The organism is Bacillus sp. FSL R5-0654, from assembly GCF_038008745.1.
GTDB lineage: Bacteria > Bacillota > Bacilli > Bacillales > Bacillaceae > Bacillus > Bacillus safensis.
Window position 1 is genome coordinate 1,213,035 of record NZ_JBBOZV010000001.1, and the last position, 12,497, is coordinate 1,225,531.

At 37.4% G+C, this 12,497-nt stretch carries 18 protein-coding genes, 1 tRNA gene and 1 riboswitch; of the genes, 11 read left to right on the top strand and 8 right to left on the bottom strand.

Annotation, left to right across the window (positions count from 1 at the left end; genetic code table 11):
* Nucleotides 1-117: 117 nt before the first annotated feature.
* The 3 genes from NSS76_RS05945 to NSS76_RS05955 are packed head-to-tail and all read right to left on the bottom strand — an operon-like array spanning nt 118 to nt 1,867.
* Nucleotides 118-552: a GNAT family N-acetyltransferase gene (locus tag NSS76_RS05945; RefSeq protein WP_103132082.1), complete on the bottom strand. Its 435-nt coding sequence runs from the start codon at nt 550-552 to the stop codon at nt 118-120.
* A 6-nt stretch (nt 553-558) separates the two neighbouring features.
* Nucleotides 559-1,074 carry a YjcG family protein gene (locus NSS76_RS05950; protein ID WP_039177859.1) on the bottom strand — a complete coding sequence of 172 codons (516 nt, stop codon included), beginning with the start codon at nt 1,072-1,074 and terminating at the stop codon, nt 559-561.
* A gap of 52 nt (nt 1,075-1,126) precedes the next feature.
* Entirely contained in the window at nt 1,127-1,867 is a 741-nt protein-coding gene (locus NSS76_RS05955; protein ID WP_172881641.1) for an alpha/beta hydrolase, read from the bottom strand.
* A 221-nt stretch (nt 1,868-2,088) separates the two neighbouring features.
* Nucleotides 2,089-2,210, top strand: a riboswitch (SAM riboswitch).
* 78 nt (nt 2,211-2,288) lie between these two features.
* Between NSS76_RS05955 and NSS76_RS05960 the strand changes: the two genes are divergently transcribed.
* From NSS76_RS05960 to NSS76_RS05970, 3 genes are all read left to right on the top strand, one after another.
* A complete protein-coding gene (locus tag NSS76_RS05960; protein WP_151862970.1) occupies nt 2,289-3,407 on the top strand; it encodes a methionine biosynthesis PLP-dependent protein in 1,119 nt (372 codons plus the stop codon).
* Entirely contained in the window at nt 3,404-4,582 is a 1,179-nt protein-coding gene (gene metC, locus NSS76_RS05965; protein WP_185854248.1) for a cystathionine beta-lyase, read from the top strand. The genes NSS76_RS05960 and metC overlap by 4 nt, the downstream gene beginning before the upstream one ends.
* Before the next feature lie 132 nt (nt 4,583-4,714).
* Nucleotides 4,715-4,787 (top strand) — tRNA-Val (locus tag NSS76_RS05970).
* A gap of 140 nt (nt 4,788-4,927) precedes the next feature.
* Here the strand turns inward: NSS76_RS05970 and NSS76_RS19625 are convergent.
* On the bottom strand, nt 4,928-5,167 hold the full coding sequence (locus tag NSS76_RS19625) for a tyrosine-type recombinase/integrase (protein ID WP_073204766.1): 240 nt from the start codon (nt 5,165-5,167) through the stop codon (nt 4,928-4,930).
* On the opposite strand from NSS76_RS19625, the gene NSS76_RS05975 reads away from it, so the two are divergent.
* The gene (locus tag NSS76_RS05975; protein ID WP_024425002.1) at nt 5,066-5,332 is read left to right on the top strand and encodes a hypothetical protein; all 267 of its coding nucleotides are present in this window, start codon (nt 5,066-5,068) and stop codon (nt 5,330-5,332) included. The two genes, NSS76_RS19625 and NSS76_RS05975, sit on opposite strands and share 102 nt — an antisense overlap.
* A 23-nt stretch (nt 5,333-5,355) precedes the next feature.
* Here the strand turns inward: NSS76_RS05975 and NSS76_RS05980 are convergent, their stop codons facing one another.
* Both NSS76_RS05980 and NSS76_RS05985 read right to left on the bottom strand, forming a co-directional pair.
* Complete coding sequence (locus NSS76_RS05980) at nt 5,356-5,982, bottom strand: hypothetical protein (protein ID WP_024425001.1); 627 nt, start codon at nt 5,980-5,982, stop codon at nt 5,356-5,358.
* 222 nt (nt 5,983-6,204) lie between these two features.
* Nucleotides 6,205-6,474: a hypothetical protein gene (locus NSS76_RS05985; protein WP_024425000.1), complete on the bottom strand. Its 270-nt coding sequence runs from the start codon at nt 6,472-6,474 to the stop codon at nt 6,205-6,207.
* Nucleotides 6,475-6,731: 257 nt separating this feature from the next.
* Between NSS76_RS05985 and NSS76_RS05990 the strand changes: the two genes are divergently transcribed.
* The 3 genes from NSS76_RS05990 (at nt 6,732) to NSS76_RS06000 (ending at nt 8,092) form a co-directional block, all read left to right on the top strand.
* The gene (locus tag NSS76_RS05990; RefSeq protein WP_024424999.1) at nt 6,732-7,256 is read left to right on the top strand and encodes a hypothetical protein; all 525 of its coding nucleotides are present in this window, start codon (nt 6,732-6,734) and stop codon (nt 7,254-7,256) included.
* Between the two features lie 253 nt (nt 7,257-7,509).
* Nucleotides 7,510-7,731, top strand: coding sequence for a hypothetical protein (locus NSS76_RS05995; protein ID WP_024424998.1), 222 nt, complete (start codon nt 7,510-7,512; stop codon nt 7,729-7,731).
* 136 nt (nt 7,732-7,867) lie between these two features.
* Nucleotides 7,868-8,092 (top strand): hypothetical protein, encoded by a 225-nt coding sequence (locus tag NSS76_RS06000; RefSeq protein WP_024424997.1) that lies wholly within the window; start codon nt 7,868-7,870, stop codon nt 8,090-8,092.
* Between the two features lie 323 nt (nt 8,093-8,415).
* Here NSS76_RS06000 and NSS76_RS06005 read toward each other — a convergent pair whose 3' ends face one another.
* The gene (locus NSS76_RS06005) at nt 8,416-8,538 is read right to left on the bottom strand and encodes a hypothetical protein (RefSeq protein ID WP_259279658.1); all 123 of its coding nucleotides are present in this window, start codon (nt 8,536-8,538) and stop codon (nt 8,416-8,418) included.
* A gap of 122 nt (nt 8,539-8,660) precedes the next feature.
* On the opposite strand from NSS76_RS06005, the gene NSS76_RS06010 reads away from it, so the two are divergent.
* Together NSS76_RS06010 and NSS76_RS06015 are read left to right on the top strand one after the other, a co-directional pair.
* Nucleotides 8,661-9,497, top strand: coding sequence for an SMI1/KNR4 family protein (locus tag NSS76_RS06010; protein WP_122631198.1), 837 nt, complete (start codon nt 8,661-8,663; stop codon nt 9,495-9,497).
* 202 nt (nt 9,498-9,699) lie between these two features.
* Nucleotides 9,700-10,806: a Rap family tetratricopeptide repeat protein gene (locus tag NSS76_RS06015; protein WP_341081282.1), complete on the top strand. Its 1,107-nt coding sequence runs from the start codon at nt 9,700-9,702 to the stop codon at nt 10,804-10,806.
* 399 nt (nt 10,807-11,205) lie between these two features.
* On the opposite strand, the gene NSS76_RS06020 is transcribed toward NSS76_RS06015, so the two are convergent.
* Nucleotides 11,206-11,544 (bottom strand): winged helix-turn-helix transcriptional regulator, encoded by a 339-nt coding sequence (locus tag NSS76_RS06020; protein ID WP_024424994.1) that lies wholly within the window; start codon nt 11,542-11,544, stop codon nt 11,206-11,208.
* 105 nt (nt 11,545-11,649) lie between these two features.
* Between NSS76_RS06020 and NSS76_RS06025 the strand changes: the two genes are divergently transcribed.
* Together NSS76_RS06025 and NSS76_RS06030 are read left to right on the top strand one after the other, a co-directional pair.
* Nucleotides 11,650-12,033: a RidA family protein gene (locus tag NSS76_RS06025; RefSeq protein ID WP_044334827.1), complete on the top strand. Its 384-nt coding sequence runs from the start codon at nt 11,650-11,652 to the stop codon at nt 12,031-12,033.
* 148 nt (nt 12,034-12,181) lie between these two features.
* Nucleotides 12,182-12,457, top strand: coding sequence for a MarR family winged helix-turn-helix transcriptional regulator (locus tag NSS76_RS06030; protein WP_080780844.1), 276 nt, complete (start codon nt 12,182-12,184; stop codon nt 12,455-12,457).
* Nucleotides 12,458-12,497: the final 40 nt, after the last annotated feature.

The following is a 12,497-nucleotide window of genomic DNA, read 5'->3' on the forward strand; positions in this document are numbered from 1 at the left end:
AAACACCTCCATGTTTTATTTCGGATTACAACGATCCGTTTTCAAACTTGAAGGTGTTTTTTATTTGTCTCATCTTATGGGGTCAGTCCCTCTTGAATGCTCTGGCTTTTCTTTTGGTCAAACAGACAGCGTTTTTGTCATTTTGACATGTGTGATTCCCGCTTCTTCGAACGGTTCAGAAACCGCTTTGTAGCCTTTCTTTTCGTAGAAAGGAAGAGCTTGGACTTGGGCATGCATAACCGCTTCTTTTGCTCCATTAGCAATCGCTTCTGTTTCTAGCGCCTCTAATAGTTTGTGGCCAAGGCCGAAGGAGCGCGCCTCTTTTAACACACAAATGCGTTCAAGCTTTGCCTTTGATTCCTCAATGATCCGCAGTCTAGCGGCCGCCTGAGGTTTTTTGTCATCATTGTAAATGACAAAATGGGTGGCTTTGTCCTCTAGTTCATCTATTTCGATCTCTACTGGAACTTCTTGTTCTTTTACGAATACTTCTTTTCGAACGTAGTATGCATCTTCTCGTTGTGTTTGTTCTGTTGCGATGACTGTTTTCAAATGTCTTTAACCCTCTTCTCCTAAAATAAATGTTTCATAGACGGTCCAAGATCCGTTCTCTAATTGATATAAAAGGTGGAAGCGATCCACTGTTTCTTCATGGTCAATCTTTCTCAGCTTTAATGTGCCAAGTACGTCTGAATGCTCATCATCTGATAGTTTTTGAGCCACTGTCACATGCGGAACGAAGGCATATTCAGGTGTACCAGCAAGTGGTTCTGCGTACAATCTTTCATTGAGCGCCATGATGTCCTCGTTCGGTTCTACTTTCATATAAATGACGTTGTTTACAGGAGCGAATGAACTGAATTTTTTAATACGTAACGTAATAGGAGAAGCATTTTTTGCATAATCTCTTAACGTTGAGACGACCTCAGCCGCTTCTAGATCCGTTAATTCAAAAGGTGTTCTTAATGTTAAATGAGGCGGTATGAGTGCATAGTTCGGATCATAACGCTTCCGGTAAGAGTTCGCAATATCTTGCAATTTTTTTGATGGAAATATAACAACTCCGTATTTCATCATGTTCCCTCCTGAATAAGAAAGTATTTATTATTGTTTATTATAACAAAATTCAGTTGATTAACGAATATGGGAGCATTCTTTTTAACGAAGGCGCAATGAGCGGCTGCCAAAACGTCCATTTATGATCCCCTTCGAATGTTTCAAATAAGTAATCTGCACCAGATTTTTCAAGAAGGGCCTTTAAATCTTCGTTCGGCTGAACAAAATCAAGCACCTGGCCATCTGTTGTTTTCACAGCCGTTTCCTCAAGCCCAATTTGATGGATAATGGCATAATGAGAAAGGGCTGTCGACTGTTTGACGGCTTCTAGAACCGACTCGTCAACGTAAGGGGACTGCAAAATCAGCCCGCCGAATAAAGAAGGGTAATCAATGGCTGTCATGAGGGAAATCGTCGCACCCAGTGAATCACCAATAAACGTACGCCCTGATCCAATTTGATAGGTTGGATAGTGTTCATCAATATAAGGGACCAGTTCATTTGCTAAAAAGCGCTTATACGCTTCAAACTTTGTACCGTCTGGATGATACGTGTTTCGTCTTTCCGTGACATTTTCATAAGGTACACCAATGATAATCGAGCGTTCCATTTCTTTGTTTTGCATCAATTCTTCTGCCTGTCTGCCTATTTTGCCTAGGCGGAAATAATCATGACCATCCTGGGCAATGATGACATGATATGTATAAAGGGGGGAGTAATTGACTGGCAAATAGATCAAAATGGTCATATCCGCCCCAAGTTCTTTTGACTGTATGGTTTCTTCTTGAATGATTCCTGTTTTCTTCACCATAATCCATTCCTCCAGCTAACCAAATTCATCATAAAGTGAAACGTTTCCATTCATTGTAACATGAAAAACTGTGATGTTCCTATATGCTAACATGCAATCAAATCGTATAACATCGATTCTTTTATAAAATACAGAAAATTTTAATTAATCATGACATTTCCCCTTGAAAAATGAGATTTAATGGGTTACAGTATTAAGAATTAGAACAGACAGACAACACATTCTTATCGTGAGAGGTGGAGGGACTGGCCCTTTGAAACCTCAGCAACCGGTATGCATCACTTCATGTGATGTACCAAGGTGCTAAATCCAGCAAGCAGCTTTTTTGCTTGGAAGATAAGAGGAAGCGATTAAACCCCTTCTTCTTATGAAGAAGGGGTTTTCTGTTTTGAAATCAGATTTTTACTTAGGATGGTGTCAAATGACAGAACATGTGGAAACGAAATTAGTGCAGATTGGAAACCGTAGCGAAGAGGTGACTGGCACTGTCAGTCCTCCCGTTTATCTTTCGACAGCATATAGACATAGAGGTATAGGGGAATCTACAGGATTTGATTACATTCGAACGAAAAACCCAACAAGACAGCTCGTAGAGGATGCAATTGCTTCACTCGAAGAAGGGACGGCCGGTTTTGCCTTCAGTTCGGGAATGGCGGCAATCCAAACGATCATGGCTCTATTTGAAAGCGGAGATGAACTCATCGTCTCATCAGACCTATATGGCGGTACATACCGTTTGTTTGAAAACGAATGGAAAAAGTACGGATTACGTTTTCTTTATGATGATTTTTCAGATGAAGACTGTTTACGCTCTAAAATCACACCAAACACAAAAGCGGTCTTTATTGAAACACCGACAAATCCACTGATGCAGGAAGCAGATATTCAAAAAATAGCGAAGATTGCAAAAGAGCATGGCGCTTTGGTGATTGTCGATAACACCTTTTACACACCAGTCTTGCAAAAGCCGATTACGCTTGGAGCGGACATTGTCATTCATAGCGCAACCAAATATTTAGGCGGACATAATGACGTTCTTGCCGGGCTTGTGGTGACAAAAGGAGAGCAGCTGTCTGAAGACATGTTCCAGCATCAAAACGCAATTGGAGCGGTTCTATCACCATTTGACTCATGGCTTTTAATGAGAGGAATGAAAACACTGGCACTTAGAATGCGCCAGCACGAGGAAAATGCGAAGGAACTGGCACAGTTTTTAGAGAAGCAGCCGGAAATTCAAGATGTCCTTTATCCAGGAAAGGGAGGCATGCTGTCATTCCGAGTAGCCAAAGAGGACTGGGTCAATCCATTTTTGAAGCAGCTGAAAACGATTTGTTTTGCTGAAAGCCTTGGCGGAGTCGAAAGCTTCATTACGTATCCTGCAACACAAACGCACATGGATATTCCAGAAGAGATTCGCATTGCAAACGGTGTATGTAACAAGCTGCTCCGTTTCTCTGTTGGCATCGAGCATGTAGATGACTTGAAAGCAGACTTGAAACAGGCGCTATCACAAGTAAAAGAGGAGGTACACGCCAAATGACCACACACGATTGGACACTCGAAACAAAACTCGTTCATAATGCGTTTAAAACAGACCGTTCAACAGGTGCAGTCAGTGTACCGATTCAGCATGCATCCACCTTTCATCAAAGCAGCTTCGATGAATTTGGCCAATATGACTACTCCAGATCGGGAACTCCGACACGTCAAGCATTAGAGGATACGATTGCAGCGCTGGAAGGAGGAACGAGAGGGCTTGCCTTTGCATCAGGCATGGCAGCCATTTCAACCGCTTTTCTTCTATTATCAAAGGGAGATCACGTCCTTGTCACAAGAGATGTGTACGGCGGGACTTTCCGAATGATCACCCAAGTTCTTTCAAGATTTGGAATTGAGCATACCTTCGTGGACATGACCGATTTGAATGAAGTCAAAAGAGGCATTCAATCAAATACAAAGGTCATTTACATGGAAACACCGTCAAATCCAACACTAGGGATTACAGATATTGAAGGTGTTGTCCAGCTTGCGAAAGAGCATGACTGTCTGACTTTCTTAGATAATACGTTTTTAACACCTGCGCTTCAGCGTCCGCTCGACCTTGGTGTTGACGTTGTTCTGCACAGCGCAACGAAATTTTTAAGCGGCCACAGTGATGTGCTGTCAGGCTTAGCCGTGGTGAAAGATGAGAAGCTCGGAGACGAACTCTATTCGCTGCAAAACTCCTTCGGTGCGGTCCTTGGCGTGCAGGACTGCTGGCTTGTGTTAAGAGGGTTAAAAACCCTTCAGGTGAGATTAGAAAAAGCAAGCCAAACGGCGTTCGAACTCGCTTCATTTCTCAAAGAACATCCTGCGGTGAAAAAAGTCTACTACCCGGGCTTAGACGATCATCCAGGGGCAGATGTTCAGCGAAAGCAAGCGAGCGGAGCAGGAGCGGTTCTCTCATTTGAACTAGAAAACCAAGCGGCAGTCAAAGAATTGGTGGATGCTGTCACATTACCTGTATTCGCTGTCAGCCTCGGTGCCGTTGAATCCATTCTGTCGTATCCAGCCAAAATGTCACATGCGGCTATGCCAAAAGAAGAAAGAGAAAAAAGAGGGATTACAGATGGGCTGCTTCGTCTAAGTGTCGGAGTTGAAAACGGAGAAGACCTCAAACGCGACTTCAAACAAGCACTTGATCAACTAAAGCCCGTCCTTGTGAACCAATCATAAAGAAGGAGAGAAAAAAGCCGGCACAGCCGCCGGCTTTTTGACCTTTTTTGAACAAAACCATTGACGGCTTAATATGATGGTTATATAATAGAGACTGTCAGTAACAGAAAGCCCAGAACTGATACATAACCCGATTCCGTAGCTCAGCTGGGAGAGCGCTACCTTGACAGGGTAGAGGTCGCTGGTTCGAGCCCAGTCGGAATCATATGAAAAGACTTTGATACAGAGCCATTCTTGAGATAATCGAGAATGGCTTTTGTATTTCTTAAAACAAAAAGGTAACATTACCAAAATAAAAACCACACTGAAATAAAGTGTGGTCAATTTAAAATTCCATCCATTTGATCAGCAATCTGTTGGCTTGTTGAAGGTAGTACATGAGCATATGTTTGAAGTGTTACTTTTATGTCCCGGTCTTTCACTCACTGCTTTAACAGGTGCGCCATTCAATAATAAGATAGTTGCACAAGTGTGTCTTAGATCATGAAACCGTATCTTGGTAACGCCTGTTTCTTCTATTGGCCAATCATAGATCAGACCCCGTTTTATGAACCAAGTGAAGAAGTAAAAGAAACAGTTGATCACATTGTTGAGGAATATAAAGATGAGATTGAAGAAGTTTTGTCGGTGATTAAAGATGTCGATGTATGCAGAGATACATTCTCGTTTGTAGATCCACAGGAATGGATGAAGGAATTAAAAGAGAAAAAAGCTGTTACCGCAAAGTTAAGTAAATTTAAAAAGAATTGAGGACAGCTTTTCTAAACAGAAAATCATCTAAGGGTCTTTACAAACTCAGTAATAGTATCTATGCATTTTGGAACGAAGTTTTCCTCTAGTATAAAGGAAAATGTATATTCATCTATCTCGTGTTCTACACTTAATCCAGGAAGCTGTTTTATACTTGAGTATTTTTTCTTTTTAACTATAGACTGATTATGTGCAATAGCATTTTTTACTTTTCCGTAGTCTACAATATCTCGCCATAAACCAGTGTTGAATGGCTCAGTGATTAAACAAGCTTTTGTTAAAAAAGTTTTTGCTCTATTAATTCCTTGGCCATGAATATCCTCATAACTCAGATTGAGGTTTTTCTCTTTTTGTAGATCATTACATTTAGAATTAAGATAGTTTTCAAATGAAAAGTATATCTCCAGAAATACTGTTCTACGTATCATTTGAGGATGTCTAATTACATAATCATAAAGCTTATCATCATTTCTCTCCACGTAATACTGTGCTTCTTCTTTATCCATTCCTTGTGTAGCTTCATCGAGGTATTCTTCATAGGACTGAAGGGAATTTTGATTGTATTTTTCCATTTCATTGTAGTATTGCAGTATTTGCTTGAGTTCGAATTCTATAAAAAAATCATGTATTTTAAATATTTTAGGTGCCATATTCATCATCCTGTTCCAATTAATAGAAGTATTATAAATTAACTATAAAACTGTGTAAAGTGGAAGGGGTGTAAAGCAAAATATGTTAGATGAAAGAAAGATTAAATCTATCTCATTAATAGCGGAAGCAAGGAAGACAATGCAAGAAAGTGCTGATGAAAAACTTTACAAAAACAGGTATGATTAAACAAAAACCCACCCCGATCTGGGGTAGGTTTAAACTCATTTGTAGACGTAACATGTTCCATTGATAACATCAATACAATCGAATGTTCTATAATATGAGTCTCCATCATCATCTCTAAACCAAACACGAACTTGTGCTATTCCCTGACTATTATAACCAAGCCAGTTATACTCATAGCCTTTGTGTTTGTTTCGGATAGGTGTTAAATCTCCTGGTTTTACTGGATCTGATGCATGTGCTGGGACAGCAGATACAAACAAAGCCCCTGTAACTAAAACACTTCCAATGATTTTTTTCAAATTCATAAATGACACTCCCTCTCAAATTTATGTATCTATTGAACCGCTAATAGACATCCTAATATTAACATTTAATTTGTTCATAATTTGTCGAATCGTGTAGTTTTCATTAAAGTATTTCCCATTTTTGACTAATGATAACATTCTATTCAACAATATGATTATATGCTAGCTAGAGAAAAAGTCTTGTTGACTTTTAAAAAAGCCTCAAACAACTTCAATCGCAAGCGCAGTTTCCGATATTATCCATGAGGTGACTATAAATGAGAAGCACACTGAAGGAAAATAGAGAAATTAAGGAATTGAGAAAACAGAAGTTTACTAAGCAAAATTTAAAGCATAATTTGGTGGAGTTGAGTTCACGTGGACTCATTGTTTACTTAACAGAGAATTTCCCTAGAGATGGGCAAGATTATACCGAATTTGAAAAGAAGATGATGATTCTAAAATCATTAGATACGGAAGATATATCACATGCTATTGCTAGAATGGATAGGATTAATCATGTTAATGACCAAAAAAGATTCTTCTTCTTTATTGGAGCAATGTCAACAATTATCGCTGCCGCAATTGGTACCATTCTCAGGAACATAGAATTCGCCCCTAATGCAACCAATTTAGATATTGCTACAACTATTGCAATGATATACATAGTTCCTGTAATTATTTGTCTAATGTTTTCCTGGGCAGTAATAATGGACAGTTTCAGCAAAGCGACGGTTAATTATTTTAAAGACTTGCTTATCCTTGCAAGAGGTGAGAAAAAGAACGATATTGAAATTGTTTAGCTTGTCCCCTGTTCAGTTTTATCTATATCCAGTTTACTCATCGTAAATTTTGGCGATATGTTGAAGAATACACTCATTTTCAATAAGGGTATTAAGTTGCCTAAATTGAACTTAGGGAGTCTATGAATTAACTGTCGATTAAACCTATAGTGGGAAATTCCACATTTGGAATACTGCCGTTTTAAGCTACGGTATTCTTTTCAGTTCGCTCAAATTTTGTGTATAATTATGGAAAAGAAAATAGGGGATACAAGTGAAGGTTCTTAGATTTGAATATGAGAAAAATAGATTTAAATTACACGCAATGTTTATGGACGATATTTCAGGCATGAGGGATGATGATATTCAAAGAGATATGTTGTTTAAGAGTAAAAATATAGTTAAAGCTGCTTTGGGATTTGAAGGTTATTTGGAACAAGAACATTTTTCAACATACGAAGAAACCAATTCAGTGTATTGCTCATATACGTTTTGAAAGGATAACAAGATAAGAAGGGATTAGAACCTCAGTTAGATGGAGCTAAGAATATGGATTACGATGAATTAATTGAGGATTTGAAAAGAACCCATGTTATCATAGAAGAAAATGGATGTTGGGGGATTGTCAGTAAATGCTCAAATCAAAGTTAGTTGTTTGGACGTTTATCATTGTGACTGGATTCTATATGCTGGTGAGTATATGGAACATTGCTGTATTTCCAGATAAGACATGGGCAGATTATGCAGGACAGATGTTGATTGTCATTTTTGGGAGTATGGTAAATGGTTTAATCGCTGCATTCTTTATGTACGCAGCAGCTATGTTAGTGAAATATATTAATGGTGATAAAGCTTAAATTTATAGGCAGGCATAGGTTTAAAACAGGCGCATAAAAAGGTAACAAAAAAGTAACAAAATTTTTAGTTTTTAAAAAATACGAAGGAACACAAGAGGATACAGAAGGATAAAGAAAGCTTGTGTATCAAGGTTTATGAGTGAATAGAGGATATCGCTGATAATCACAGGATTCTATATATCTACCTTGACAGGGTAGAGATCGCTGGTTCGAGCCCAGTCGGAATCATCGTTTAAACCCTTGCGTAGCAAGGGTTTTTTTGTTTTTTTAACAATGAATATTTGTTCAGTTTCTTTTGAATGGGGACGAATTGGGGACGAACTTTATCCGCCAGATTGTTTCTCAGTTGGCAGAAGGTTTTTGACTGCTTGCCTAACAGTCGTCTCATCTTTACCTGTTTTTCTTTTCATGTCATCAATTGTTGGATTCTTACGAAAGCGACTCATATTATAAATAATTCAATAAATCTTTCTCTCAAGATAAGACATACAATCACCACCAAAAACAATTTAATAGAATATAAGTTCATGAAATGGTTTTGTTAAATGACACTAGGAGGAAATAAACTTTGAAATCTTTTTGGGAAATAGACGATGAAGGTTACTATACGTTAAAAAAGATCACCGCAGAAGAAGTAGCTAAGGCTGAAAAGAAACTAGGAGTCACTTTGCCAGATACATATAAAAAGCTCATACTGGAACAGAATGGCGGTTATATAATTCATAATGCTTTTCCAACCACTCACTCTAATTCATGGGCTGAGGATCATATTCAATTTAATCATCTTTTGGGAATTGCAGAAGATGAGGGGATTATGGATAGTGCCTACTTAATAAAAGAGTGGGAGCTGCCAGAAGGGCTTGTTTTGATTAACGGGGATGGCCATACTTGGGTAGCGATGGATTATCAAAAAACGAAAGAGAATCCTGCAATTCATTATTTTGATGTTGAGATGGAAGAAGACTTTAAATTAGCAGATTCCTTTGATGAATTCATTGAGGGGCTTTATACAGCTGAGTACACTGCCGATGAGGAAGCAGCAGAGGGTGAATATGAACTTTCTGAAGTTCATTTAAGTAAAGAAGAACTTGAAGCCATATTTGAATTGGACGTCCTTGATGAAGGTAATTTGCAAAAAATTCAATATTACCCAATGGTTGATTTGAACGAAATTGAATGGTTTTTTAAAAAGATGCAATATCACATTGAAAAAACAAGAGATGAAGATGATCTTTATGAAGTAGCTTCTACGATTAACAACGTTCTCTTATTGAATCCCAATATGCCAATCAACGATAAAATTAATGGAAATCTAAATCAAATTGCTAAATTTTTAGAAAAAAATAAAGATCCACTTAAAGTAAATCTCGGAGAACATATTGCTATGAAAACAAGTTTCCTTTAGTAAGCTTGGGCACAAAAAACAGGCCATACTAGTGGAAGATTTATTTGGAGTATCATCAAATAATAAAAGGCATACCAGAGAGGTGAATTCGTCTCTCTTTTTTTGTTCTTTTTTGCGGTTTCTTTTCGGTGTGGAATATTCAAACGGATGATAATATATGTAATTATAGGGAAAATAAAGGAATGGACAGGGGGAGGTTTGTTTGGGAGAAAAAGCAGCAAGCCCATTTGTTGCTAAAATGATCGGTGATTGGTACGGATATATAAAGAAACAGGACATTCTAAAGGCTGAAAATAAGAGAAAAGAGATCGTAATAGCCTTTGAAAATATGGAAGAAGATCAAAATGTCTTATTATACTTTAACTTGATTGATTCCAGATACAAAATGTTGGCACAGGAGTTTGAGGGATCAAAAGATATATTGAAGCAAATAGACATTGAAGAGAAGCAGAAAACGGATGACATGATTCAGTATTATTGTTTCTTCTTCAATGGCATGTATGAGTTTTATAAAAAGCGCTTTTCAGACGCTATCAACTATTATCATATTGCAGAGACCCGACTTCGAAACATTCCTGACGATTTAGAACGTGCTGAATTTAATTATCAGCTTTCAATTGCATACTACGAAATCGCACAAAATCATTTCTCCATTAACCACGCCAAAAAAGCTTTAGAAAGCTTTAAATCAGCAGATTTACAAGAGAGTCGAGTTGCTACTACTCTAATGGTAATCGCATCAAATAAGATGGATTTAAACCAATTTGTACAAGCTGAATCCACCTATAAGGATGCTATTAATTTAGCAGCAGAATCTAAAGTTGATTTGCCACAAGCGCTAGGGTATTTCAATCTTGGGATATGTTATGAGCGTCAAGGAAAGCTTCAGCAAGCTTTAGAATGTTTACAAAATGTCTTTTCGGTTGAATTAAAAAAGCCACACAAACCACTGTATATGAGAACAAATTACATGTTAGCGCGTGTACTCTTCCAGTTAGATAAAAAAGCTGAAGGGCTGGATGCACACAACGAGTCACTCATGTTAGCGAATGAATTAGCTGACAATGCGTATATTGCTAAGTTAAATATCATACATTTAATATATGTAACAGATGATGAAATTCAGCTCGACGCAGCTCTTGATGTACTGAAAAATCAAAAACTTTGGACAGATGCCGCAGAATTGTCAATTATGGCAGCAAGATTTTATAAAAAGCAGGATAATTACAAACTGGCATCAAAATACTTTGATGAAGGTTTGGAATCACAGGCCAAAAAATTGACATGGATGGAGGAGGAAGCTGAATGAAGCACTTGAAAGTTATGATATTAAGCCTTACATTATTAATGGGGATTACAACCACTGTACATATAAATTCCTTAAATGATTTTCAAACCGCAGAAAACGGCTACTTTGGTTAAGCATGGAGTCTATTAATAAAAAAGCCCTTTTCGGGGCTTTTTTTATTTGAATATTATCTGCTATTTTCATTGCTGTTTCAATTGATCAAAACACAACTTCAAAACGTATAGGCAAAATAAAAACAGACCCTGCAGGGTCTGTTTTTATGGGGACGGATGGGGCCTAATCATTACTATCTTTTTCATTAAGATTAGAAGTTCCCTATACGCTCCATTGCTTTATCAAAAGCTGCTTTTCTTTTGTATCTTCATAGTCAATACTTTGAATTATGTATACAAAAAGAATTTAATTACTTCGATTTTTCTCTCCCCAATCACATAACTGTTCTAAAATTGGTAAAAGTGTTTCTGCCTTATCTGTAAGACTGTATTCCACTTTAGGGGGGACTTGTGGATATTCCTTTCGTATAATCATCCCATCTGCTTCCAAATCTTTAAGTTGTGCACTCAATGTTTTAAAGGTAATCGTTCCAAGTCTCCTTTTCATATCATTAAAACGAACGGGTTGATTTTCCGAAAGGAGATACAGAATTAGCATTTTCCATTTGCCTCCTATAACTGATAAAGTATATCCAAAAGGTGTCTCTTGGATATTACCCGTTTTTCTATAATCAGCCATACTCATATTGACACTATCCTTTCTGATAGTAGCTATCTAAATAGTGCGTACTATTTTTTTATTTATATTCATTTTATACTTACTTTACTTTGAAATAAAGGAGAGAAAACAATGACTAATATTAAAACCTACAATCACAATCTATGGGATCACGGTATTACCCAAGGATATAGCGTTAAAGGAACAATTTACATTTCAGGTCAGTTTTCATACGATAAAAATGGTATGTTCGTTGGTAAAGAGGATATTGAAGTTCAGACTCTACAAACATTTGAGAACCTTGATCGGGTATTGGTGGAATTGGGAGCCACGAAATCCAACATTGCATATGTGGAAATTTTTCTAACAAATCCACAAGAACACTCCGAAACGGTCATAGATCTATTCAAGGAATACTTAGGTCAACACAGACCAGCTGGCAGTCTCATTGGTGTGACATATCTGGCTTTCCCAGAGCAATTGATTGAAGTCAAGGCTATCGCACACACTGATTAAATACGTTATCAGATTAATTTGACCAATTCTTTATACAGGGAAAGGGTAGAATCTTTATCCGGTTTATTATTTTATAATTTAAGCAGAATAAGGCTTCGAGCTAAACAATCAAAAAACTATAACTGAGGTAGCCCAATCGTAATCATCGTTGAAACCCTTGCGTAACAAGGGTTATTTTTTAGAAGCCTCAACCGTTTCTGGCATTTTAGATAAAATGCAAAAAGCTGACTTAATTGAACGCACAATAGATCCAAACAATCGAAGAAATATTTTAGTAAAGGCTACTCAAAAATCTTTAGTCATTAGAGATCAAGTTGAAGCAGCAACAATTGAGCTGAACAAGACAGCGCTTCAAAACTTGTCAAATGATGATAAGGTTGTACTAAAGAAAGCATTAAGTACCATTATAAATAATTTTCAATGATGTACTTTTATAAACAAGTTTCATATTAAATCCATAAATG